The sequence below is a fragment of the Chloroflexota bacterium genome, from assembly GCA_020850535.1.
Classification (GTDB): domain Bacteria; phylum Chloroflexota; class UBA6077; order UBA6077; family JACCZL01; genus JADZEM01.
The window spans coordinates 25,616-49,939 of record JADZEM010000043.1 but is presented as its reverse complement, the minus strand read 5'-3'; the positions used below and the strand labels follow the sequence as shown (position 1 = coordinate 49,939).

At 69.2% G+C, this 24,324-nt stretch carries 21 protein-coding genes and 1 pseudogene; 2 read left to right on the top strand and 20 right to left on the bottom strand.

All coding sequences use genetic code 11. The features are described 5' to 3' along the window. Positions 1–5: 5 nt before the first annotated feature. The 3 genes and pseudogenes from IT306_07015 to IT306_07005 form a co-directional block, all read right to left on the bottom strand. Positions 6–575: a (2Fe-2S)-binding protein gene (locus IT306_07015; GenBank protein ID MCC7368152.1), complete on the bottom strand. Its 570-nt coding sequence runs from the start codon at positions 573–575 to the stop codon at positions 6–8. Positions 576–586: 11 nt separating this feature from the next. Further along, the gene (locus IT306_07010) at positions 587–1,057 is read right to left on the bottom strand and encodes an SRPBCC family protein (GenBank protein ID MCC7368151.1); all 471 of its coding nucleotides are present in this window, start codon (positions 1,055–1,057) and stop codon (positions 587–589) included. A gap of 375 nt (positions 1,058–1,432) precedes the next feature. Next, a pseudogene (locus tag IT306_07005) lies at positions 1,433–2,503 on the bottom strand (aldo/keto reductase). A 27-nt stretch (positions 2,504–2,530) separates the two neighbouring features. On the opposite strand from IT306_07005, the gene IT306_07000 reads away from it, so the two are divergent. Next, positions 2,531–2,725 carry a hypothetical protein gene (locus IT306_07000; protein ID MCC7368150.1) on the top strand — a complete coding sequence of 65 codons (195 nt, stop codon included), beginning with the start codon at positions 2,531–2,533 and terminating at the stop codon, positions 2,723–2,725. A 184-nt stretch (positions 2,726–2,909) separates the two neighbouring features. On the opposite strand, the gene IT306_06995 is transcribed toward IT306_07000, so the two are convergent. The 17 genes from IT306_06995 to IT306_06915 all read right to left on the bottom strand — a co-directional run bounded on the left by IT306_06995 (position 2,910) and on the right by IT306_06915 (position 22,130). Continuing rightward, on the bottom strand, positions 2,910–3,947 hold the full coding sequence (locus tag IT306_06995; protein ID MCC7368149.1) for an ornithine cyclodeaminase family protein: 1,038 nt from the start codon (positions 3,945–3,947) through the stop codon (positions 2,910–2,912). Beyond that, entirely contained in the window at positions 3,941–5,110 is a 1,170-nt protein-coding gene (locus IT306_06990; GenBank protein ID MCC7368148.1) for an aminopeptidase P family protein, read from the bottom strand. Before IT306_06990 ends, IT306_06995 begins: the two co-directional genes overlap by 7 nt. 2 nt (positions 5,111–5,112) lie before the next feature. After that, the gene (locus tag IT306_06985; GenBank protein ID MCC7368147.1) at positions 5,113–5,565 is read right to left on the bottom strand and encodes a RidA family protein; all 453 of its coding nucleotides are present in this window, start codon (positions 5,563–5,565) and stop codon (positions 5,113–5,115) included. Between the two features lie 134 nt (positions 5,566–5,699). Further along, positions 5,700–6,641 (bottom strand): alpha-ketoacid dehydrogenase subunit beta, encoded by a 942-nt coding sequence (locus IT306_06980; protein ID MCC7368146.1) that lies wholly within the window; start codon positions 6,639–6,641, stop codon positions 5,700–5,702. Positions 6,642–6,709: 68 nt separating this feature from the next. Continuing rightward, on the bottom strand, positions 6,710–7,639 hold the full coding sequence (locus IT306_06975; GenBank protein MCC7368145.1) for a thiamine pyrophosphate-dependent dehydrogenase E1 component subunit alpha: 930 nt from the start codon (positions 7,637–7,639) through the stop codon (positions 6,710–6,712). Positions 7,640–7,702: 63 nt separating this feature from the next. After that, a complete protein-coding gene (locus IT306_06970; protein ID MCC7368144.1) occupies positions 7,703–8,785 on the bottom strand; it encodes a phosphotransferase family protein in 1,083 nt (360 codons plus the stop codon). Then, on the bottom strand, positions 8,782–9,990 hold the full coding sequence (locus IT306_06965; GenBank protein ID MCC7368143.1) for an acyl-CoA dehydrogenase family protein: 1,209 nt from the start codon (positions 9,988–9,990) through the stop codon (positions 8,782–8,784). The genes IT306_06970 and IT306_06965 overlap by 4 nt, the downstream gene beginning before the upstream one ends. A gap of 186 nt (positions 9,991–10,176) precedes the next feature. Continuing rightward, complete coding sequence (locus IT306_06960) at positions 10,177–12,093, bottom strand: S8 family serine peptidase (protein MCC7368142.1); 1,917 nt, start codon at positions 12,091–12,093, stop codon at positions 10,177–10,179. Between the two features lie 208 nt (positions 12,094–12,301). After that, positions 12,302–13,000 (bottom strand): response regulator transcription factor, encoded by a 699-nt coding sequence (locus tag IT306_06955; GenBank protein ID MCC7368141.1) that lies wholly within the window; start codon positions 12,998–13,000, stop codon positions 12,302–12,304. Continuing rightward, positions 12,993–16,220 carry a GAF domain-containing protein gene (locus IT306_06950; GenBank protein MCC7368140.1) on the bottom strand — a complete coding sequence of 1,076 codons (3,228 nt, stop codon included), beginning with the start codon at positions 16,218–16,220 and terminating at the stop codon, positions 12,993–12,995. Before IT306_06950 ends, IT306_06955 begins: the two co-directional genes overlap by 8 nt. A 223-nt stretch (positions 16,221–16,443) precedes the next feature. After that, positions 16,444–16,614 carry a hypothetical protein gene (locus tag IT306_06945; GenBank protein ID MCC7368139.1) on the bottom strand — a complete coding sequence of 57 codons (171 nt, stop codon included), beginning with the start codon at positions 16,612–16,614 and terminating at the stop codon, positions 16,444–16,446. 215 nt (positions 16,615–16,829) lie between these two features. Then, complete coding sequence (locus tag IT306_06940) at positions 16,830–17,924, bottom strand: ABC transporter substrate-binding protein (protein ID MCC7368138.1); 1,095 nt, start codon at positions 17,922–17,924, stop codon at positions 16,830–16,832. Between the two features lie 94 nt (positions 17,925–18,018). Next, positions 18,019–18,906, bottom strand: coding sequence for an ABC transporter permease (locus tag IT306_06935; protein MCC7368137.1), 888 nt, complete (start codon positions 18,904–18,906; stop codon positions 18,019–18,021). Next, on the bottom strand, positions 18,887–19,717 hold the full coding sequence (locus tag IT306_06930; protein ID MCC7368136.1) for an ABC transporter ATP-binding protein: 831 nt from the start codon (positions 19,715–19,717) through the stop codon (positions 18,887–18,889). Before IT306_06930 ends, IT306_06935 begins: the two co-directional genes overlap by 20 nt. 225 nt (positions 19,718–19,942) lie before the next feature. After that, complete coding sequence (locus IT306_06925) at positions 19,943–20,332, bottom strand: RidA family protein (protein MCC7368135.1); 390 nt, start codon at positions 20,330–20,332, stop codon at positions 19,943–19,945. Between the two features lie 146 nt (positions 20,333–20,478). Continuing rightward, entirely contained in the window at positions 20,479–21,243 is a 765-nt protein-coding gene (locus IT306_06920; protein ID MCC7368134.1) for a glucose 1-dehydrogenase, read from the bottom strand. 344 nt (positions 21,244–21,587) lie between these two features. Further along, the gene (locus IT306_06915) at positions 21,588–22,130 is read right to left on the bottom strand and encodes a MaoC family dehydratase (GenBank protein MCC7368133.1); all 543 of its coding nucleotides are present in this window, start codon (positions 22,128–22,130) and stop codon (positions 21,588–21,590) included. A gap of 525 nt (positions 22,131–22,655) precedes the next feature. Between IT306_06915 and IT306_06910 the strand changes: the two genes are divergently transcribed. Then, the gene (locus tag IT306_06910) at positions 22,656–24,305 is read left to right on the top strand and encodes a thiamine pyrophosphate-binding protein (protein MCC7368132.1); all 1,650 of its coding nucleotides are present in this window, start codon (positions 22,656–22,658) and stop codon (positions 24,303–24,305) included. Positions 24,306–24,324 lie beyond the last annotated feature (19 nt).

The following is a 24,324-nucleotide window of genomic DNA, read 5'->3' as shown; positions in this document are numbered from 1 at the left end:
TGTGGCTACCTCCCCGTCCCCGTTCCGTCTGCTGGCTGGCCGCCGGTGCCCTGGCTGGCCTCGCGCGCCATGATGTCGCGCGCCCGTCCGATGGCCGCCAGGATCGGAATATACCCGGTGCAGCGGCAGAGGTTGCCCTCCATGTACTCCTTGATCTCGTGGGTGGAGGGGGCGGGGTTGTAGTCGAGCAGGCTCTTCGCCGAGAGCAGCATGCCCGGCGTGCAGAAGCCGCACTGGAAGGCGTTCAGCTCGATGAACGCCTGTTGCAGGGGGTGGTACTGGCCGGGCGCGGGGGCCAGCCCCTCGACGGTCAGCACGTCACGCCCGCGCGTCTCGTAGGCCAGGAAGGTGCAGGCGCTCACCGGCAGGCCGTCCACCAGGACGGTGCAGGCCCCGCAGACCTGGACGTCGCACGAGACTTTGGTGCCGGTCAGCCCGAGACGGTCACGCAGGACTTCGGCCAGCGTCTCGTTGGGGGCGATCTGGAGCGTCTCGTCCCGCCCGTTGATGCGAGTCGAGATCGTCAGCGTCGAGCCGCTCAGGTCGGAGCCGGCGTCGGGGGAGGAGGTCGTCATCAGCGCGATCCTTACGAGGCGGCGCCAGGGCCGGTCAGCTCCGCGTCGATGCGGCGCACGAAGTCGGTGAAGATCTCGTCGGCGCGCCGGCGCATCGGCATCGCGCCGAGGGTCGCCAGCTTGCCGAGCACTTCCAGTTGCATGCTCATGGTGAGGCGGACGCGGTCATCCCCGAGCGGCTCGATGGTCCCTTCGAGGGTGCCTTTGACGCGGGCTTGCCCCCGGCTGTCCGCACCCGTGAGCGCCGCCACGATTCGCTTCGGCTCCTCGACGGTCTGCAGCTCGATCTCGACGGGGACGCTCAGCTTGAACGGACCCAGCTTCTCGGAGACGTTGGCCGCATACTTCTTGTCTGGTTCGAGCGGCCTGAAGTCGGAGACGGCCGGCAGGAGGGTCACGAGGCGGGGAAGATCGCGGTACAGCGCCCAGGCCGAAGCCGGGGCCGCTGCAACGTCAGTGGTGCGAGAGATGTCGAGCAGCATGGCCTGACCTTACGCGCATGGTTGCATGATGCATGCAATCTACACGGTCCGCGCGAGACGGTCAAGGAAGAACGCCTGCCCGGACCGGCCGGGCAGCGAACTTCGCCGCCCCCGGTGCGACATGCGATAGATGGTCAGAAGTCATTCTGAGCCAGGCGGCGTCAGCCGCCGGGTCCAGTGCAGGAGCGTCGGATTCCGCCATGCGTTTGAGGTAGCGGCCGAAGAGGGCCTTGACGCGGTCCCGTGGCGCGCTGTCTGGTTTCCAGTGCCGCTGCCTTCTGCCCAGACACTCGATGTCCCGCCGCTGGCCCCTGGGTGCTCGCGTTCCCGAATCTCGTTTCCAGGTCGCGGATCCCTCCTGACGTTGGGCCGAGCCTACGGGGCGGATTGAGCCGGCAGCGGGGACATGCCGTGCACGCCGGCCGAGCTCGTGCCCAACTTGGCCCCATCGTCGGTCATCGCGAGGAGCGATGCGGTCGAGCGCGCGCCGTGCACCTGGATGCTTGAAAGTCCGAGCTCGATCTCCCGCAGGTCGTCGGGCGACAGCCCGACGCTGAGCGCGCCGAGATCCTCCTCAAGGTGAGGGAGTTGGGTGGTTCCTGGAATCGGCACGATCCACGGCTTCTGAACCAGCAGCTAGGCCAGCGCCACCTGCCCGGGCGTCGCGCCGTTGCGTTCGCCCACCTGCCGCGGCAGGTCCACGATCGGTCGATTCGCACCAAGCGCCTCCGGCGTGAACCGGGGGAACCCCGATCGTAGATCTGAGCCGGGCGTGAACGTTGAGGAGGCGGTGAGGGTGCCCGTCAAGTGCCCCATGCCGAGCGGGCTCCACGGCACGAACCCGATCCCGAACTCTTCGCACGTCGCGAGTACCTCGATCTCCGGATCGCGCGACCAGAGAGAGTACTCATTCTGGACGGCGGTGACCGGCTGGACTGTGTGTGCGCGGCGAATCGTTGCGCCGCCGGCCTCGGACAGGCCGAAATGCCGGACCTTTCCCTCTGCGATCAGGTCCTTCACCGCGCCGGCCACGTCCTCAATTGGCACGCTCGGATTGACGCGGTGCTGATAGTAGAGGTCGATCACGTCGGTCTTCAGGCGCCTGAGCGCGAACTCGGCGGCCCGCTTGATGTGCTCTGGACGACTATTGAGCGAGCCGCGGAACGAACCCGTCTCCGGGTCGATGTTGAACCCAAACTTGGTTGCGATCACGACCTTGTCGCGGAAGGGGGCGACTGCCTCGCCGACGATCTCCTCGTTGACGAGCGGGCCGTACACTTCGGCCGTGTCGAACAACGTCACGCCGCGCTCATAGGCTGCCCGAATCAATCCGACAGCGGTGGACTTCTCCGTGCGCGGGCCGTACGCCCAACTGAAGTTCATGCAGCCCAGGCCCAGCGCCGAGACTTCGAGCGAGCCGAGTCGGCGGGCGCTTCGCGATTGCATCGTGCTGGTGACTCCCTGTGCGGCAGGTTGCCCAAGCGGACCGGCCCAGCCCCGGGCCGCGACGCCGCGCCTGACCTCTGGCGTCGCTACCTCGCCATCATGCTGCAAGGCTTGCGCGCCCAGCCAGCGCCGTGCGAACCGCTCCCGACGCCGACCGTGGCGCCCGAGCAGATGGACGACCTGCTGATGGGCGCGCAGCGAGTGCGACGGAGCGAGCCGTAGACACCGAGTTCGACGATCAGGCCGCCCATCGCCCTTCGCCAGTCGGCCACTTCACGCTGACGCTGAGGTACAGAGCTCGGCAGGTTGGACCACCCTTCGAGCGCATCTCACCGCGCGCCAACGGCGTCAGGATGATGCCAGGCGAGATCGAGCGCCATGCTCAACAGCTTGCAGCAATTCTGGTCTACGGCAGGCGCAGCCCTCGGCCCTGGCGCACCGCCTCCTGGTACAGCCAGTGCGACACGGCGATATCCTGCGTGACCAGCCCCTCGGTCCGCGTCAGGATGCGCTCGGACGGATGCTCGCGGCCCGGTTTCGCCCCGACCACGATCTCGGGCAACTCGCCGTAGAGGCGGTCGCGGTCGAAGTGGCCGCCGGCGGCCATCGCGCGGAAGTCCGAGAGGTGGCGCACCTGCTCCCAGTCGTCCACCACCACCTTCTCGAAGGTGGCGAAGGCGTCCGGCGCAACCTCTCGCTGGCCCAGTCCGCAGACGAAGACGCCCGGCGCGAAGTCGGACGCCTCCATCAACGGCCGCCCCGAGGTCGTGGCGCTCATCACGATGTCGGCGTCCTTGCAGGCGGCCGTCGGCGTGTCCACCGCCACGATCCGCACGCCCGGCACGGCCTCCGCCAGCTCCTCGGCGAACCGCTTGCGGCTGGCCTCGGTGCGCGAGGTGACGCGAGCCTCTTGCAGGGGGAACAGGGCAGCCAGGGCGACCAGCGCCGCCCGCATCAGCTTGCCCGCGCCGACCAGCCCGACCACTGCCGAATCCGGACGGGCAAGGTACTTCGCGCCGACCACGCCCGAGGCCGCGCTGCGAATGCCGTAGCTGGTGTGCTCGTCCACGATGGCCAGCGGAAAGCCAGTGACCGGATCGTGCAGCAGCACATAGCGCATGTTGTCGTCGCGGCTGGTGCCAGAGCCGTCCGGGAAGATTCGGTAGCCGACCACGCGCACGCCGCTGACGCCCAGGTCCGGCAGCGATGCGCCCTTGACGTGGTACTTCGCCTTCGCCGGCTCCGCGAGGTCGAGGCGGAACAGGCGCGGCTCGGGCCAGGTGATGCGACCCTCGTAGGCCCAGCGGAACGTCTGCTCGACCACGTCCAGCACGCTCCGCACGTCGAGAAGCGCCCGCACGTCGGCGTCGGAGATGTAGAGCGCGCCGGCCGGCTGACTGGCGCTCACCGGCGTCGGATCGGTGTCTGGCCCCGTCGTCAGCACGGGATCACCAGCAGGTTCCGGCCGCCCCCGCTCAGCCAGACGTGCCCGGACGGATCGTCCGCGCTCACCACCACATCCTCTTCGACGTGCAGCCGCTCCGTCTTCGTCAGGTCGATGCGCGGCTCGGGCGTCACGACCATGCCCGGTTCCAGCACCGTGTCGTCGGCCATGCTGAGCGAGGGCGGCTCGCTGGCCAGCAGCCCGATGCCGTGCCCGACGCGCTTCGGGCCGACCAGCAGCGGGTAGCCGTACCGGCTCAACTGCTCGTTGCAGGCGCGAGCCACGTCGCTGGCCCGTGCGCCGGGCTTGACGGCGTCGATCAGCGTCTCGCAGATGCCGTAGATCAGCTCGTGTTGTCGCTTCTGCTCGTCGGTCGGCTCGCCGAAGATGGCGCGGCGGGCGATGTCGGCGTTGTACCCGCGATAGATCGCGCCCCAGTCCACCCACAGGGCCTCGCCCTTCTGGTAGACGTGGTCGAGCGGGTAGGCCTGATTGATCTTGCCGGGGTGGGTCAGGTCCGCGCCCAGCTCCAGCATCGCGATGGTCAGCGTCTCGGCCACCTGCCGCCCGGTCACGCCGACCGTCAGCCGTTCGCAGGTGCGCTCCCAGGCCAACTGCGAGATCTCGCAGGCCCGGCGGATGCAGGCCAGCTCGGTGGGGCTCTTGCGGATCTTCAGCTCGCGCAGCAGCGGGGCGGCGTCCACCATCTGCGCGCCGAGATCGTCCCGCACTTGCATAAAGTCTGCAATCGGCAGCCCGAGGCGTTCATTGGTGCCCAGCTCGGCCCCGATCCGCACGTCTGGCCCTGCCAGGCCGGCCTCGCGGAGCATCTCGGTCATCAGCTCCAGCGGGAACGGCACGTCCACGTAGGAGCGGATCGACGACCAGCCGGTCGTGGTGGTGACGGCGTTCAGGTCGCGGCTGTAGCAGACAGCGGCCGGCTCGCCCTTGAGCGGCACGACCAGACCCATCGGGCGCATCTTGTGCTCGAACTGGGCGCTGCGGTGGCCGGTCATGTAGTACCAGTTGTCGCGCTCGGTCAGGAACAGGGCGTCGAGGCCCTGCTGCTCCATCAGGACGCGGGCGCGCTCGTGGCGGCCGAGGACTTCGGCGCGGTCGATGGGCGGGGGCGGCGGACCGAGGGCGGAACGAGGATCGGACATCGTTACTCCTGTACCGGGCGTGCGGCTTCCGGGCGTGCGGCTTCCGGGCGTGCGGCGATGGCGTCGATCTCGATGAGCTTGTCCGCGCCGGAGAGGGCCGCCACCTGGACGGTCGCGCGGGCGGGCGGATCGACGGGGAAGACCTCGCGGAAGACAGCGGTCATTGGCCCTTGCTGCGTGGCGATGTCGGTCAGGTAGACGGTGACGCGCAGCACCTGGTCGAGGCTGCTGCCGGCCTCGGCCAGGATGTCGGCCAGCTTCTCGAAACAGCGCCGCGTCTGCTCGGCGATGCCGTCGGGGATCTCGCCGGTGACCGGGTGGGCGGCGGTCAGGCCCGACGAGAAGACGAGCGCCCCGAAGGCCGTGGCCGGCGAGTAGGCCCGTGGGGCGCTGCGCCGGTTCTCCGGCACGATGACCTCGCGCCGGGGGGCGGTGGTCGGTCTGGTCTCCTGCACCGTGATGCTCCTCTGTCTGAAGTGCGACGCTGAACCGCTGAAAACCAGACGGTGAGTCGGTCGGGGGGTGAGTCTACTCCGGGCTGAGCGTGCGGTCGTCTCGGGCATCTGCTCAGGCTCGGCGTTGCCATGGCCTACTTTGCCGAGCCGGCCAGCAGCTCGCGGCAGGCCAGGATCACGTCGTCGGCCGTGGGGAGGGCATGCTTGCGGACGGCGCCACTCGGGACCGGGACTGGCTTCGTGCCGACGCGCTTGACGGGGGCCAGCAGGTCTTCCATCGCCTGCTCGGCCACCACCGCCGCCACCTCCGCGCCGATGCCGTAGGCCGTCCACGACTCGTGGACCGTTACCAGCCCGCCGGTCTTGCGGACCGACTGGACGATGGCCTCGGTGTCCAGGGGCGCGAGCGAGCGCAGATCGATCACCTCGGCCTCGACGCCCTCCTCGGCCAGGGCGGCGGCGGCCCGCATGACGACGGGCACCATCGAGCCAATGGTGACGATGGTCAGGTCGGTGCCCTCCCGGGCCAGCCGCGCCTTCCCGATGGGCACGGTGTACTCGCCGGCGGGGACATCCTCGCGCGGCCCGTGCGCCAGCGACATCGGCTCGACGTACAGCACCGGGTTGTCGTCGCGGATGGCGGCCAGCATCAGGCCCTTGGCGTCGGCGGGCGTGCCCGGCATCACGACCTTCAGCCCCGGCACGTAGGCGAACCAGACCGAATAATCCTGGGGATGCCCGCCGTACGGACCGTCGCCGACGCGCGTGCGGATCACGACCGGCACGCTGGCTGCGCCGCCGGTCATGTAGTGGAGGTTCGGGGCCTGGTTGATGAGCTGATTCATGGCGGCCGGCAGGAACTCGCCGAAGCTGACCTCGACGATGGGCCGCCTCCCGAACAGGGCCGCGCCAATCGCCGCCCCGACCATCGCCGATTCGGAGATCGGGGCCTCGCGGATGCGGCGGGCGCCGAACTCCTCCCACAGCCCCTTCGAGCCCTGGAGCGAGCCGCCGAACTCGCCCACGTCCTGCCCCACGAAGAAGACGCGCCGGTCGCGCCGCATCTCCTGGGCCATCGCTTCGACAATCGCCTCGGTCTGGGTGAGGCGGCGGGTCGCCTGGACGGTCTGCGGCACGGACACGCTCACACGAACACCTCGCTCAGCCCAAGCTCGCCGGCGCCGGCTTCGGGCAAGGCTCGCGCGCGCGCCACCGCCTCGGCAACCTCGGCCTCGGCCTGTCGCTGGATCTCGTCCAGGATGCCCTGGTCGGCCTGCCCGCGTGCGAGCAGCCGTCCAGCTTGCAGCTCCAGCGGGTCGCGCACGCCGTCCGGCTGGTTGTCGCGCCGGTAGGTTGCCGTGTCGCCGCCCCAGTGCCCGCGCACGCGCCAGGAGCGGGCCTCGATCAGCGTCGGGCCGTCGCCGCGCCGTGCGCGCGCCACCGCCTCACCGACGGCGGCCTGGACCGCCTCGACGTCGTTGCCGTCCACGGCCACGCCCGGGATGCCGTAGCCGGCCGCCCGGGCGACAATCGGGGCTGGCAGGTACAGCTCGGCCGGCTCGGAGATGGCCCAGCCGTTGTGCTGGCAGAGGTAGACGATGGGCAGCTTCCAGCAGGCCGCCAGGTTGACGTTCTCGTGGAAGTCGCCGCGATTGGCCGTGCCGTCGCCGAAGCCGCAGACGCAGACGCCGTCGGACTCCTCGTCCTGGAGCGCGAGGGCCGCGCCGGTCGCCGTGCCGAGCGTCGTGCCGAGGTCGCCAGCGACCCAGGGCACATGCCGCAGGTGGAACGGCCCGTTGAACGGCACCGAGCGACCCTTGTTGTAGCCGGCGCCCTTCCGCATCACCTGCGAGGCCAGCCGCCACATCTCCGCGCCGCGCATCAGGTAGACCACGAACGGATCGCGGTAGTGCGGGGCGGCGACATCAGTCGGGCGGAGGTCGGCGTAGGCCCCGACGACGGTCGCCTCTTCGCCTTCGATAGGGAACCAGTTCGGGTTCTCGGCGCAGAGGGCGCGGTCGAGCACGCGGGCGACCACCATCCAGCGGTAGAGGTCGAGCGGCGACATCGTCACGGGCGGACGCTCCAGTCCTCGTCAGGGAGTGCGCGTTCGGGAGGGATCGTCGGGCAGGCGTTGTCAGGGGCGGTGCGGCCGGGATGGTGCCCCAGGTGGGGCGGCTTCGGCAATCTGCCGCATCCTGGCGGCGAAGGCCGGGCCGGCCGTTTCGAGGTAGGCGAAGTCGAAGCCGGCCGCCGTGCCGCGCAGGTGTCTGGCCCAGTGCCCTTCGAGCAGGACGGCCATCCGCCACATCGCGAAGACCACATAGAAGGTGAGATCGGGCAGCGGCTGGCCTGTCTGCCCGGCGTAGCGGGCCACCAGATCGGCGCGGGTCGGGAAGCCGGGCTGCATGGTGACGCGCGGCATGATCTTCAGCTCGGGCGTCGGGTCGGTCGGCTCGTACCAGAACGCCAGCAGCCAGCCGAGGTCGGCCAGCGGGTCGCCCAGCGTCGCCAGCTCCCAGTCGACGATGCCGAGCAGGCGCGGTGGCGGCTCCTGGCTGAACAGGACGTTGTCCAGCCGATAGTCCCCGTGGACGATCCGCACCCCGGCTGGCTCAGGCGGCTGGTGGGCCTCCAGCCAGTCGGCGGCCCAGTCGAGATCGGGGACCGGGCGCACCCTGGCGTGCTCCAACTGGCCGCGCCAGCGCCTGATCTGGCGTGGGACGTAGCCGGCGGGAGGGCCGAGATCGCCCAGGCCGATGGCGGCGGGGTCGACCCGGTGGAGGGCGGCCAGGGCGTCCACCACCTGCAAGCCCAGCTCGAAGCGCAGCGGGAGCGGGGCGGCGGCCAGCCCTGGCGGCAGCTCGAAGCGGATGGCGTCGCCGTCGAGCGCCTCCATCACGAAGAAGGGCGCTCCGAGGACGCTCACATCGTCGCAGGCGGCCAGCGGGCGTGGCACCGGGACCGTGCCCGCCGGGGCCAGCGCCGCCAGGATCCGGTGCTCGCGCAGCACGTCGTGAGCGCGGGGCGGCAGCGGCCCGGGCGGCGGCCGCCGGACGACGACCGTTCGATCCGCGAGCGTGACCCGGCAGGTGACGTTCGACTGGCCGCCGCCGACGCGCCTGATGTCGCGGATCGGAAGGCTGGCCCGGAGCGCGGGGACGGTCTCCAGGAAGGTGGTGAGGCGTGCAGGATCGACGAGGGTCGTGTCCTCGCTCATGCTCGCGCCGTGATCCGGCCCTGGGCCGCCCGCAGCACCCGCCGCGCCACCGCCGCCCGGTGCACCTCGCTGGGGCCGTCGTAGACGCGGAACGGGCGGACCTCGCGGTAGAACAGGCTCAGCGGCAGGTCTTCGCTGATGCCGAGCGCGCCGCAGATCTGGATCGCGCGGTCCACGACCCGGTGCACCGCCTCGGCCACGAAGACCTTGGCCGCCGAGCTTTCGCCTCGGGCCGGCCGGCCACGGTCAAGCTCGGCGCAGGCCCGCCAGATCAGCAGCCGCGCCGCATCCAGGTCGATCTGCGAGTCGGCCAGCATCGCTTGCACCATCTGGTGCTCGCCGAGCGCTTTGCCGCCCCCGGTCCGGTTGACCGCGTGCTCGGCGGCGATCTCCAGCGCCCGCCGCGCGATGCCCAGCCAGCGCATGCAGTGGGTCAGGCGCGCGGGGACCAGCCGCGCCTGGGCGTACTCGAACCCCAGATCCGGCTCGCCCAGGACGGCGTCAAGTGGCACCCGGCAGTTCGTGAACCGCACCTCGCAGTGACCGCCCGGGAACGTCTGATCCAGCGAGGGGATATGCCGCACGATCTCGAAGCCAGGTGTGCCAGCATCCACCAGGAGCATCGTCGCGCCGCGCCGAGGGTCGGGGTCGTCCGAGGTGCGGACCATCGCGATGGCGAACGCCGCGCCGTCTGCCCCCGTGATGTACCACTTGTGCCCGTCGACGACCCAGGCGTCGCCGTCGCGGCGGGCGCGCGACTGGAGCATCGTGGGGTCTGCGCCCGCGCCAGGGGCCGGCTCGGTCATCGCGAAGCACGAGCGGATCCGGCCGGCCGCCAGCGGGTCCAGATACCTGGCCTTCTGGGCCGGCGAGGCGACCTGCTCCAGCAGGTGCATGTTGCCCTCGTCCGGAGCGGCGCAGTTGAGCGCCAGCGGCCCGATCAGGCTGGTCCCGGCCTCCTCGAAGGCGATGGCCACCCCGCGCCAGTCCAGCCCGAGGCCGCCGTGGCGCTGCGAGAGCTGCGGACCGTAGACGCCGGCTGCCCGGGCCTGCGCGCGGAGCCGGGTGATCGTGTTCCAGGAGACGCCCTCCAGCGTCGAGAGGGCTGACTCCTCAGGGATGACCTCCGTGTCCACGAAGGCGCGGATGCGGTCGCGCACGGCAGCCTGCTCTGGGGTTGGGGTGAACGCAATCTCCGAGGGCATGCTCCCTCACTCCTGTCCCGTCACGCGTTGACGTGGCCCGAGCGTTACACGGGAGATTCTAGGCCCCGGCGTTGACGAGATGTACGTCTGGTCCCCTGGCCGCCGAACGCAAAGACGCCCGGCCGGGACTCGGGGGTAGGCGAGTCCAGACCGGGCGCGTGAGCGGAGATGGTGGGGGACGTTTGACTAGAACGCTCCGGAGCCGCCTCCAACCAGGGTGATCCACTCGCCGCAGCTGTCTACCACGGTCAGCGGAACCGTCACCGGCGCGCCATTGGACTGTCGCTTGACCGTGAAGGTCATCTCGGTCGTTGCGGACGGCAGGCTGTAGGTGAAGTTCCCACCGGACGCTGCCTGCGTGCCGGTGTCGATGATCGCATTGGAGCCGTTGCCGAAGCGGAGCTGCTGGAGCCGGTTGGTGCCCTGCGCGGCTGTCCCCGCGGTCACCGTGACCCTGAACGTACCGGCCGTCGATCCCTGGGCCATTCGCACGCCGACCGGCGGGCGCGGGCTACAGGAGACAGGCGTCGTCGGGGTGGGGGAGGGCGTGGGCGACGGCGAAGGTGTCGGCGAGGGCGACGGGGCGGGGGTCGGGGTCGGGCCAGCCGAGGAGCCCTCGACCGCTCGGGCCACATTGACGCGACCGTACTGCCAGTATGTTCCCGTTCCTGCGATTTGATCGGCAGTCGAAAACATCCGGTCGAGCACGGCCTGATTCCCCGTGCCGTAGGAGCTGGCCCAGATCAGCGCAGCCACGGCTGCCACGTGCGGGGTCGCCATCGACGTGCCAGACATCCACTGGTAGTCGCCGTCCTTGTAGGTCGAGAGGATAAACACCCCGGGCGCGGAGACCTTGATGTTCGGGCCGTAGTTCGAGAAGCTGGCCTTGGCGTCGAGCGAATCCGACGCCGCCACCGAGACCACGTTCGTGCAGTTGGCTGGTGTGTGCGAGACCACCTGGCCGTCGTTGCCAGCGGCAGCCACCACCACCACACCACGATTCCAGGCGTAGTTGACGGCGTCCTGCAACACCTGTGGGCAGGGAGCGTTCGCGCCGAGGCTCATGCTCACCACCTTCGCGCCGTTGTCGGCGGCCCAGGTGATGCCGTTCGCCACGCTGGAGATCGAGCCGCCGCCCGTGTCACCCAGCACCTTGGCGTTCATCAGGCTCGCGCCCCAGGCGACGCCGGCCACGCCGATGCCGTTGTTCGCCGTGGCGGCGACCGTCCCCGCGACGTGCGTCCCGTGCCCGTGCCGGTCCTCGACGCCGTAGGCCGAGCCGGTGAAGTCCGAGGCGGCGACGACCTTGCCGACGAGGTCGGCGTGGCTGCTCAAGATGCCGGTGTCGAGGATCGCCACGCGGACGCCGGCGCCGCCACCGATCCGATCCCAGGCGGTCGGCGCGCCGATGCGGCCGGGCCCGTAGGTCTCGGGGTACTTCGGATCGTTCGGCGTCATCGACGCGGTGACGACGTAGTCAGGCTCGACGCGCTCGACATCGGAGCGGCCGGCGTACGCGGCCATCGCCTGCGTGACGGTGCCGTTCGGCACCTGCACCCGCACCGAGCGGCTGCTCTTGCCGACGCGCTCGACGGCCTGCGAGCTGACCTGCTGGTAGGCGGCGTCCGAGACGGCGGCCGGAGCGCTGCCGCGGAACGTCACCAGCAGGCTGCCTGCGCGGACGGGCCGTCCATCTGGGCCGGTCTCGACCTCGAAGCCGCCGCTGCGCGAGCCGTTCGATGCCGCTCCCACGCTCGGGGCGGGCGCTGTGTCCGCGCCGGACGGCGTCGGCGTCGCGGCGGCCGGCCCGCCAACGCTCTGAGACGAGACGCCCGCGCCAGTCGAGCCGACGCTCTGCGACGAGATACTGCCGGACGGTCCGTTGCCAGACGGCGGGTTGCCGGACGGCTGCGGCGTCGCAACGCCGGGCGTGGCGGCGTAGGCGAGGTCCAGGACGCTGTCACGCTCAGCGGCCCTGGCGATCTGCGCGACAGCATCAGTCGCGCGCGCTTCGGCCTGGAGCGCGGTGGCGTCGGCGCCAAGGAGTGGAATAGCGACTGCGAGGGCGAGACCCGCGCGTGCCAGCTTCTGCTTGAGTTTCATCTGCCGTTACCCCATGCGCGGTTGTCATCCGCGTCACTAAGGGAAACGGCAGTTGTCTCGACAAGGTGACTTTACTACGTATATTCACTCACTTACGCGACAAATCAGCCGCACTATCCCGGATTTGGGCATGTTTCTGCGATTGTGGCCGTGCGTCTTGCGAGTTGTTGCTCGTCACGGCGTGGCCGGGCGCCGTTCCGCCCCCGGTTCAGCCGGGGACGCCCTCTGCCGCCGGCACGGTGCGTCGTCCGGACGTGATCCAGATCATCGCCGCCTGGGTCCGGTTCGGCACGCCGAGGTACTTCAGGATCCGCTCGACCGTCTTCTGCACCGTGCGCGTGCTGATCCCGAGCCGCTCGCCGATCTCCCGGTTGCGGAGTCCCAGCCCGACGAGCGCCAGCACCTCCCGCTGGCGTGGCGCGAGCCGGTCGACCACGGCGGCGGCGTTCGCCAGCGACGGCGTGCTGGATACCGCCGCGGCACGGGGTTGGGCCGTGGTGGCGGTGTAGGGCTCTCCGCGCAGCACCCGCGTGATCTCGCACTCGAAAGCCTTGCGGTTGGCCCCCTTCGAGATGTAGCCCATGGCGCCGGCGGCGAGGGCCTCAGCCCGATACTCGGGCACGTCGTAGTAGGACACCATGATGATACGGGTCTGCGGACTGATGGCGCGGATCTGGCGGGTTGCCTCCAGCCCCTCCGTGTCAGGCATCCGCACGTCCATCAGGACGAGGTCGAGATCGTGGCTACGGACGGCCGAGACGGCGGTCGGGCCGTCGTACGCCTCTTTGACGACCCGTATGCCTGGAATCCCGTTCAGAATCGCAACGAGCCCAAGGCGCGAGACGTCATGATCGTCAACCACGATCGTCCGCGCTGGCGTCCGCCCTTGACGGCTGCCTTCATCCATCTGAGTGCCCTCCCGGGCTGGACTGGCTGGACTGACGGGCGGGCTCCTGGATCGGAACGACTGCCCGTACGCGCGTGCCCTGCCCCTGCTGCGTGGATATCTTCAACTCCCCGCCGACATGCGCGATGCGCTCTTGCATGTTCAGCAACCCGAACCGCCCGCCCGGACGGGCCGAGGGTGTCTCCGTAACGCCGTTGAAGCCCTGCCCGGCATCTTCGACCTCCATCACCACCTGCTCGTTGACGACCGTCAAATGCAGGCGCGCAGTGTGCACGCCTGCGTGCTTCCGCACGTTGCCCAGCGCCTCCTGGGCAAGGCGGAACAGGGTGATCTCCAGCTCCGAGGACAGCCGTCTCGGCCCGAATGTCTCGACGTACGTCACGTCGAAGCCCTCATCGCGCAGACCGTCCAGGTACGAGCGCAGCCCACTCGCCAGACCGAAGTCGTCGAGGACGGCGGGGCGCAGGCCCGCGAGCACCTGGCGAATCTCCTGGACGGCCCGCTGTGCCAGCGCGCTCGCCACCTCGATGCGGTGCCGGGCGTCTGCCGGATGGCTCGGCTGATCGTTCAAGAACGCTTCGAGTAGCTGCTGCAACCCCCAGACCAGCTGTGCGAAGCCGTCATGGATCTCGTATGCCAGACGCCGCCGCTCGTCCTCCTGGGCCACCAGGAGCGCCTGCACCAGTTGCTGAAGCGACCGCTCGCGTGCGGCAAGCTCGCCGTACAGGCGGGCGTTCTCCACCGCCGTGGCCGCCTGGAGACCGATACTGCCGAGGATCGCTGCCGTGGGCTCGTCCGGCAGTGGCAGGTCGCCAGCGCCTTCGAGGACGCCGATCACCTCGCCCCTGACGATGAGCGGCACCCGCCAAACGGTGAGCGCCGGGCCATCCTGCGGGTGGATCTCGGCGTGCGGGGTCCAGGTGGGCTGCCAGGGCGTGGCGCGACCATCTGGCGTGTCGTCGGCTGCGCCGTCCCAGGCGGCGTCCAGCGCGGCAATCGCGGCCTCGTCGCCGACGCTCCGCCAGACGACGGTCGGCGTCCCTTCGACGCGCCGCAGGACGGCCGCGCGGAGGCTCGCGGCTCGGACGGCGATCTCCAGCAGCCGCTGGGCCATCGCGTCGGTGTCCGAGACCGAGATCAGCAGCTTGCCGACCTCGTGCAGGCCGAGCAGCGCGTCGAGGCTCTGCTTCAGGGCCTGGTGCAGTGCCCGCAGGTGGTCGGCTTCCGCCTCGCGCTCGGCGATGAGCTGCTGGCGCTCCAACTCGGCGCGCTTGCGATCCGTGATGTCGTGGGTGGTGCCGCTCATCCCGAGCGGACTGCCATTGGCGTCCCGGAAGAGGCTCGCCCGGCCGCACAGCCAGCGGACCGTGCCATCGGGCCAGGTCACCCGGTACTCGACATCGTACGGGACGCCGTTGAGGATCGCGTGGCGCACGGCGTTGGAGACGCACTCGCGGTCGTCCGGGTGGATCAGCCGCAGATGGTTGAGCGAGTCCTCCAGGAGTTCGTCGCTGCTCCGTCCGTACAGGCGCGGCGCAAGCTCCGAGCGCACGGTCCGGCCCGTCGTGAAGCTGCGCTCCCACATCACCATGCCGGCCGAGCGAAGCGCCCGCTGGAGCCGCTCCTCGCTCCGCCGCAGGGCTTCCTGCTGGGCGCGTGCCTCGCTGACGTCTCGGAACACGGTGATCGCGCCGACGACCTCGCCATCGCGGACGAGCGGCGATGAGATGACCGAGACCGGAAAGGTCGTACCGTCTGCGCGGATGAACGCCTCGTTGTCCAGGCGGACCGTCACGCCGCCGGCGTAGACGGCCTGGAGGCCGCACTCAGAGCGCGGCATCGAGCGCCCACTCAGATCGCGGACGTGCATGACATCGTGGCCGATCCGCCCGAGCATCTGACTCAGGGGCAGGCCCAGCATCGACTCGGCGATCGGGTTGGCGTAGGTGATGTTTCCCTGGTGGTCCACGACCGTGATGCCCTCGGCAATGTTGCTGACGATGGCATCCGAAAAATCGAGCTGGCGTCGTAGATCGTCGCGCGCGTCGGCGGCCTGGCGGTAGAGGGTGGCATGCTCGATGGCGAGCGCCGCCCGTCCTGCCAGCTCGGTTCCAAGGGCGATATCGTCATCGCCAAACGCGCGGTCAGGGGAGGACAGCGCCAGGGTCAGTGCGCCGAGGCGGCGTCCGCGTGCCTCCAGCGGCACCACCAGGACGCTGTGAAACGCGAGCGCTTCGAGCAGCGAGCGGTAGGCGTCGTCGGCGTACTCCGCCCAGGCCGCCTGCCGGATGTCCTTGACCAGGACGGGGCGGCCACTCGCCAGGGCCTGCCGGATCGGGTGATCCGGGTACTCGTCGATGGGCAAGAATGGCCCGTGCTCGGCCATCCTGCGCTGCATCTCAGGATCGACGTGTGCGACGGCCATGCGCCGAAACGAGCCGTCGTCGTCGTCGATGGTGGCGACGCCGCAGCAATCGGCCAGCGTTGGCACGGCCAGCGAGACGGCTGCCTGGAGCGTGGCCTGCACGTCGAGCGAGGCCGAGAGGGTGGCGCTGGCCTCGGCGAGGAAGCTCAGCCGACGCTGTGCTCCTTCACTCTCCAGGCGGGCCGCCGTTGCTGCACGGTAGAGCCGGGCGTTGTCCAGGGCAAGCGCCGCCTGCCGTGCGACATCTTCCACCAGCCGCAGCGTCTCCGAGGTTGCGGGACGGCGCGGGGCTGCCGTCGAGAGCGTCAGGACGCCGAGCGGGCGGCCACGGGCGATCAGCGGCACGACCATCGCCGAGGTGAGATCGAGCTGGTCCCTGATGCGCGCGAGCACGCTCGGCCCGACGATCTGCCCGACCAGGTCGATGTCCCCTGCGATCCACAAGAGCGACCTGCGATCTCGCACCAACTGGTGGATCAGCCCGTCGAGCTCCCCGTTGTCCAGATACGACTCGCCAAGCATCGCGGAGACGGCCGCCGTCGCCAGCGTGTGGTGGCGGCTGGCGATCCGAACGAACCGGCCGGTGTCATCCAGCAGGTGAATCGAGCAGAGGTCAGCAAAGGCCGGCACGACGAGGTCGAGCACGTGCTCGTGCGTCTCGTCGTAGTCAAGCGAGCCGGCCAGCACCTCACTCACCTGGGTGAGAAACGGCAGCGAGCTGCCATCGGATCGCAGCGGTGTGGCGGCGTGCAGCCGCTCACCGCCGTGGTGTCCGGTCTCGAGGTGCTGAACCACGTCTCTCCCTGCTGCCGCCGGCCAGGCTGTGGTGCAAGCGCGCTCTCCACGGGTCGGAGGTCCGCGAGGCCAGGACACTGGCAACACAAACCCGCCCGCACGAGCGGCACCACTCATGAAGTGGCGGTGGCGAGACGAAAGCGGTCACCCGATCCGCAGCAATTGCGCGATGTGACTGCTCGTAATAGCGCAGATCAGGCAGACTTCGTCAGGGGAAAAGGGATCAGCCCGAGCTGGCTCCCCGGCCGGGCGCGGCCTGCTCGACGGTTGGAGCCTGCGCCTGGAGCGTTGGCGAGACCTCCCGCGAGAAGCGGTCCAGCCGGTCGGTCACCTGATCCTTGGTCATGCCCGGCAGGTCCGGGAAGATCGTCAGGTGCTCGACGCCGAACTGCACTGAACCTCCAAGGGAGCCAGGAGCCAGCGGCGGTGAAAGCATGCAACACACAACGGTCATCCTGAGCGCAGCGAAGGACCTCACCCGCTGGCGCGGAACTTGATGGCCAGCGGGTGAGGTCCTTCGCTGCGCTCAGGATGACAATGGGGAGTCGCAGACCTTACACCGGACAGCGCTGCTGTCTGCTGTCCCCGGTAACCTGACACCTACCGAATCTACATCATCGAGGCGTGGGCCTTCTCCACGAAGCTCGCGTCGAACGCCTTCGTGTAGTCCTGATCCTTGGTCAGGATGCCGTACTGCCGCATCATGGTGTACAGCTCAGACCAGCGCTCGTCGGTCATGCGGGCCATCTTCGACGGGTCCCAGCCCTCGGCGCCGGTGAAGAAGCCGGCCTTCTCGGCCTCGAACACCTTCGCCTCGATCTCCAGGTCCTTGTCCTTGTTGTACTCGGCCTTGATGTACTGGAGCGTCGGCTGCGGGTCGTTGATGTACTCGATCCAGGCCTTGAGCGAGGCGCTGACGTACGCCTGCACCAGATCCGGCTGATCGCGGATGGTGGACTCCATGCAGACCATCGCGTTCTGGTACGGGTTGAAGCCGGAGTCGGCGTTGACCAGGAAGCCGACTTCCTTGCCCTGGCCCTTGAGGATCTGCGGCTCGGAGGTGACGAAGCACTGCGAGACGTTGGTCTCGTCCGAGAGGAACGTCGCGAGCTGGCCGTTGTAGGCGAACTGCTGGACGTCGGTCAGGTTGTACTTCGCCGAGATCACCCGCCAGAAGATCCCAGCGCCCGAGACGTAGACCTTGCGGCCGTTCAGCTCGGAGAAGTCCGAGACCGGGTTGCTGGCATGGAACATCAGGCCCTGCGGGTTGCGCTGGAAGGCCGGGAAGACCATGACGATCGGGATGCCCTCTTCGCGCGCGGAGAGGACGGCATCCGCCGTCACCATGCCGAAGGTGTGGCGGCCGGCCGCCACCAGCGGCACCGCCGAGATCTGCGGGCCACCCTGCTCGATAGTCATGTCCACGCCGGCGGAAGCGTAGTGGCCGTTGCGGACGCCGTTGAAGAAACCGCCCTGCGAGGACTGGGCGAACCAGTTCATCACCTGGCTGGCCTTCATCTGGGCGGCTGGCGACTGGACGACGGCCGGCGCGGCAGCAGTCTGCCCCGCCAGACTGGCAGCGCTGGCCGCGGTAGCGCTCGCGCCGCTCACGGCGACGGCACCCGCCGCGGCAGCAGCGATGGTCAGCCAGCGGCGGCGGCTCAGGCGCGATGGGGTCAGCGACGCGTCAGACGGAGTGGTCACGGGGTTTCCCTCCTGGTGTGTCGTCTAGACGAAACGGGAACGACGCAGCGCGGTTGCGCGAAAACGGGAAGGGATGGGAAAAGCCGGCCGCCTGTCAGAGCTCGCGCTTGATCGCGGACTCGTGCCAGTGGCGCAGGAAGCGGGCGCTGATGAAGCTCACCAGCACGAAGATCGCGATGCCCAGCACCGACGAGGTCAGCGCCGCCGCGAAGAGGTACGGCATCTTGATCTGCGACGCGGCCACCGTGATCACGTAGCCGATGCCGCCGCGCAGGCCGCCGATGCCGGCGATGAACTCGCCGACAATCGCCCCGATGACCGCCAGCCCGGACGAGATCCGCAGGCCGGTCATGATGTATGGCAGGGCGGCCGGGAACTTCAGCTTGACCATCCGCTGCCACCACGAGGCGTTGTACAGCTCGAACATCGCCACGAGGTTGTGGTCTGTCGAGATCAGCCCGGCCGTGGTGTTGGTGATGATCGGGAAGAGGGCGATCAGGAAGGCGATGAAGACGACCGCCGGCATGCCCGCGCCGAACCAGATCACGATCAGCGGCGCGATGGCCACAATCGGGATCGTCTGGAGCAGCACGCAGTAGGGGAAGATGCTCCGTTCGAGCAGCTTGCTCTGGGACATCGCCAGGGCGATCAGCGTGCCGACCACGATGGCCGCGCCGAAGCCGATCAGCGCCGAGAGGAACGTCGAGAGGAGCGCCCCGAGCAGGCTCTGGCGGTTCTCGATCCAGGCCTCGACCACGTCCGTGGGGGCCGGCAGCAGGAAGCGCGGCACGTTGAGCTGGCGGCAGATCACCTGCCAGGCCACGATGGCGACGACGAAGACGATGAACGGCGGGAGCGCCGAGCGCAACGAGCGCATCAGGCGGGACGGCTGCGGGCGTGGAGCCGCCGCCGGGCGGGCCGGGGACGACGAAGGGGTGGTCCGCTCGATGGTGGTAGCCAGCTCAGTCCTCCTCACCAGCATCGGCCGCGCTGCCGAGCAGCTCGACGACCTCGCGCACGATCCGGGTGAACTCTGGGTCGGTACGGATCTCGGGCACTCGGGGGTGCGGGAGCGGCACCGGCACCTCGGCCACGATGCGGCCCGGGCGGGCGCTCATCACCAGGATCCGCGTGGACAGGTAGACCGCCTCGAAGACGTTGTGCGTCACGAACACGACGGTCCAGTTGGCGAGGGAGCACAGCCGGAGCAGCTCGCCGTTCAGCCGCTGGCGGGTGATCTCGTCCAGCGCCCCAAACGGCTCGTCCATCATCAGCAGACGTGGGTGGGCGGCCAGGGCGCGCGCCAGCGAGACACGCATCCGCATGCCGCCGGACAGCTCGCGCGGATACGCCTTCAGGGCGTCGCCAAGGCCGACCTGCTCGAGCGCGGTGGCGGCAGTCGCCCGGCGCGCCTCCTTGCCCTCGCCGCGCAGCTCCAGCGGCAGCTCGACGTTGCCAAGGGCCGTGCGCCAGGGCATCAGGTTGGCATCCTGAAACACGAACGCCGTGTCGTTCTTCTCCTGGCGAGCCTTGGTCGGCGGGAGCCCTTCCACCAGGATCTGGCCTGAGGAGATCGCGCCGAGGCCGGCAACCATCCGGAGGAGGGTGGACTTGCCGCAGCCCGACGGCCCGACCAGCGAGACGAACTCGCCCTCGTGCACGTCAAACGAGATGTCTTCGAGGGCGACGGTCCCATTGTTGTAGACCTTGCCCACATGGTCGATGGCGATCAAGACATCGCCGCTTGACCCAGGAGCCGCCACTCCAGAGGTGTCAGGGCGCACAACGGCCATTCATCACTCCGCTATTCCGCTCGCAGTGAGCCCGAGGAGGCACACACTCCGGGACTGCACTGGCCCTGGCGATGGTAAGTATACGGACATTCCAATACTCTTGCGCTGGAGCGTCCGCATAACGCTGCCCCGGCGGTGTTGTGCACTCCGTCCAGGGGTACGGCGCTGCCGCCGGGTGGGGGCCCAGAAAGCTGCGCCTGCGCCGTACGGCAGGCTGTACGTCGATCAGTCGAGCACGGCGATGGCTTCGATCTCCACCAGCGCGCCGGGCACGGCCAGCCCCTTGATGATGAGCAGCGTGCTGGCCGGTCCGGGCGTCCCGAGGTGCCGGTCGCGGGGGCGGGCCACCAGCGGGCGATACTCCAGGTCGGTGATGAACTGGCCGATCTTCACGATGTCGTCCATCGTGCCGCCGAAGTGCTCGACGATGGCCTTGATGTTCCGGTAGCACTGCTCGGCCTGCGCCTCGGCGTCTCCCTCGCCGACAAGCTGGCCGTTCACGTCGAGCGGGAGCTGTCCGGACACGTACAGCGTGTTCCCGATCCTGGTCCCGTGGGTGTAGTTCGCCTGTGGCGTGTGGACGCCTGGTGGATTGACCCGCTGGCCCCTGGGCATTGTGCTCCCCTGTCCCCCTCTCACTGGTGGCAGCGCGGTTGTACTGCCACCGTTCTCAACGAGTGGTGGCGCGCCACAGCCGACACCGTACCGCTCCAATCCAGTTACAGAGCGCAGGGTAGAGCATCCGGGCGCGCGCATGCAGGCTACAGCATCCAGCTTCCGCCGTTGACATGGTGGGTCTGCCCGGTGATGTAGCCGCCGTCTGGTCCGCACAGGAACAGGATTGTCGGGACCATGTCCCCTGGCTGGGCGATCCGCCCGAGCGGCACCGCGCCGCCGGCCTCCGCGATCTCATCTTCGGTCATGCCGTAGCGCGGCTGGGCGGTGTCGGTCAGGCCGGGGGCGATGGCGTTCACGGTGATGTTGAACGGCGCGACTTCCAGCGCCATGTTGCGGGTGAACGCGACGATGCCAGCCTTGCTGGCGGCGTAGTGCGCGCCGTTGAGGGCCGGCCGGAACGCGGCCACCGAGGCAAAGTTGACGATCCGGCCGCCCTCGCCCTGCTCCACCATCACGCGGGCCGCCGCCTGCGAGCAGAGCCACGTCCCGCGCAGGTTCACGTCCATGACCGCGTTCCAGGTGTCGTCGTCCAGCTCCAGCACCATGCCGCGCGGGAAGACGCCGGCGTTGTTGACCAGGATGTCCACCCGGCCAAGCTCGGCCACGGCGGCGTCGATCATCGCGCGCACGGCCACGCTCTGCGACACGTCCACGGCCAGCCCGAGCGCCCGGCCTCCCTCGGCCACGATCTCCCGCGCGACGGTCGCCGCGTTCTCGCCGATCACGTCGGCGACGACGACGCCCGCGCCGGCCCCGGCGAACCCGTGCGCGATGGCCCGGCCGATGCCCTGGCCGGCTCCGGTGACCACGGCCACCTTGCCCGCGAGCGACTGTGCCTGTTCTGCCATGTTGCTGCCTCCTCTCGCTCGATGCACTGCGCGTGCACGTACTTCACCGCTTCCATGCTGGCATCCCCACCGTCATCCCGAGCGAAGTGAGCCGGCGCTGCTCCCCCGTCATCCCGAGCGAAGTGAGCCTGCGCTGCTCCCCCGTCATCCCGAGCGGAACGAGCCTGCGAGTGGAGTCGAGGGATCTTCCTCCAGGCCACAGAAGGGGCAGATCCCTCTCCGCTCCGCTCGTGCCTCGCTACGGTCGGGATGACGAGGTGTGTGCTCGTTCCTTGCGTAGCTTGCCCTGAGCTTGCCGAATGGGGTCGGGGTGCAGGCCTCGTCTCGCTTGGGTTGGCGAAATGCTAGTTCCTGGTTGCCTTGACGATAGCCGGTGAACCGTCAGGATTGAGCTTCGGCTCGGGGAAGTGGTTGTGGGCCGGCGCGTGATCCTTCTTCCAGACCATCACACTGCGGGTGTACTCCATCACCACGGTGCCATCCTGCTTGACCCCCCGTGAGCGGAATTTGACGATGCCCCATTGTGGCCGAGACTTCGACTCGCGCTTCTCCACGACCTCGCTCTCAGAGTAGAGCGTGTCGCCGTCGAACATCGGGTTCGGCAGCTTGATCTCGTCCCACCCGAGCGCGAAGCCGTTCTCGCTGGTATCCGTCACCCCGAGGCCGGCCACCACGGCGATGGTGATGACGCTGTTGACCAGCGGCTTCCCGAACTCGGTCTGCGCGGCGTAGTGCTCGTTGAAGTGGATCTGGTTGGTGTTGTTCGTCAGCAGCGTCAGCCAGATGTTGTCGGCCTGGGTGATGGTCCGGCCGATGTGGCTGCGGTAGACGTCGCCGACCTCGAAATCTTCGAAGAACCGACCGATCCAGCCTTGCTTCTCTGCCATGCCTGCTCCTCTGGGTTACGGACGTGAGGACGCCCTCACGGCCAACCTCTCTCCCGCACAGGAGTGGGGGCAGGCTGCTTCTCAGAAGTGACAGGCGGCTCATTCAGGGACATGCAGGCCGGCATGTATGTCATCCTGAGCTCCCATGTCATCCTGAGTATGCATGTCATTCTGAGTATGTATGTCATTCTGAGTATGTATGTCATCCTGAGCGTAGCGAAGGATCTCACCCGCTGACCGTCGAGTGTCGCGTCAGCGGGTGAGGTCCTTCGCTTCGCTCAGGACGACATGGGAGCTCAGGACGACATGGGAGCTCAGGATGACATACATACTCAGGATGACATGGGAGCTCGCACCCGCCTCGGTGAATCCGCCGCCAGTCGCCTCGTCCAAGCGGTCCGTCCGCTCAACCTGCGCAGGGGGAAGGGCGCCCTGTCCCAACCTGCGTGCTGGCTATCATGCTCGCACGGATGGCTGCGCGGCGACGAGGGCCGGGATCCTGCCATCCGCGAAGGGGCGACGACGATGGTGACGGCCGGGCTGACGGGCAAGATCAACGGGGCGATGCTGCTGGCGCGTACGCTGCGGGCGAGCGGCGCCGGTCCGATCTTCACGCTCTCAGGCCACCAGATCCTGCCGATCTACGACGCCGGCATCGACGAGCAGCTACGGTTCATCGACACTCGCCACGAGAACGCCGCCGTCCACATGGCGGACGGCTGGGCGCGCCTGACGGGCCAGTGCGGCGTGGCGCTGGTGACGGCCGCCCCGGGCTTCACGAACGCGCTGACTGGCGTGGCAACGGCCTGGATGAGCGAGTCGCCGGTCCTGCTGCTGAGCGGCGGCGTCGAGACGACGAACCTGGGGCGGGGCGGCTTTCAGGAGATGGATCAACTGGCGATGATCCGGCCCATCGTCAAGGGGGCCTGGATGCCGCGCACGGCGGAGGAGATCCCGGCGCTGGTGGCGCGGGCGATGCGGGTGGCGCTGTCCGGGGTGCCAGGGCCGGTCCACATCACGCTGCCTTACGACGTGCTCCACCAGTCGGTGGACGCCGACGCCGTCAGGATGCCGGGTGCCGAGCAGTTTGGGCCATTGCTCCAGTCAGCGCTGTACTCGCAGTTCGGGCAGTTGGAAAGCCTGCTCACCCTGGCCGAGCGCCCGACCCTGATTGCAGGGCCGTCCATCACACGCGGGCAAACCGGCGCGGGCCTCCGCGAGTTGTCCGAATTGACGGGCCTCGGCGTGGTGGTGATCGACAGCCCGGTCGGCCTCGCGGAGCCGTCGCTGCACGGCCTGGGACGCGCCCTCGCAGAATCAGACCTCGTGATCCTGGCGGCGCGCGGCGACTTCGCCATCAACTTCCTGGATGAACAGACAGTGCGGTCGGGCACGAAGATCGTGCAGATTGCGCCGGACGCTGGCAGCATCGGGCAGAGCCGGGCCGTCGATCTGGGGATTGTCGCGGACATGCCGACCATCCTCGGTCACCTGGCCGAGTTTGCGCGGCTGGTCACGCAGACGAAGGAGTATCCCAGGAGGTCGGCGGGCTGGCGCGCCGAGCTTGATCGGCGGCGCGCGGCCCGGCAGGAGCGCACCCGTGCCCTCGAAGTCTCAGATGCTGTGCCGGTCCACCCGATGCGGGTCACCGCGACGGTCCGCGATCTGCTCGCGCCGGGCGACTGCGTGGCCCTGGATGGCGGCGACTTCGTCCGTTGGGCGCGCTGGACGTTCGGGGGCGGCCCCTGGGAGCTGCTGACCAACGGCAAGCTCGGGGCGCTGGGTCCGGGGCTGCCGCTGGCGATGGCGGCCACGCTGGCCCGGCCCGGGGCGAAGTCGGTGGCGTTCGTGGGCGACGGCACGTTCGGCTTCCACGCGATGGAGTTCGACACGGCAGTGCGCCACAACCTGCCGCTGGTGGCCATCGTCGGCAACGATGCCGGCTGGGCCACCGAGCGGCACCGTCAGCGCGAGGTCTACGGTCCCGACCGGCTGGTCGCCGCCGATCTCCTGCCCACCCGCTACGACCGCGTGGCCGCCGATCTGGGGGCGCACGGCGAGCACGTCGAGCGGCCAGAGCAGTTGCGGCCGGCTCTGGAACGGGCCTTCGCCAGCGGCAAGCCGGCCTGCATCAACGTGCAGATCGCCAGCCTGCGCGCGCCGTCGGCCGGGTGAGGCGGCGCGGACATGGCGC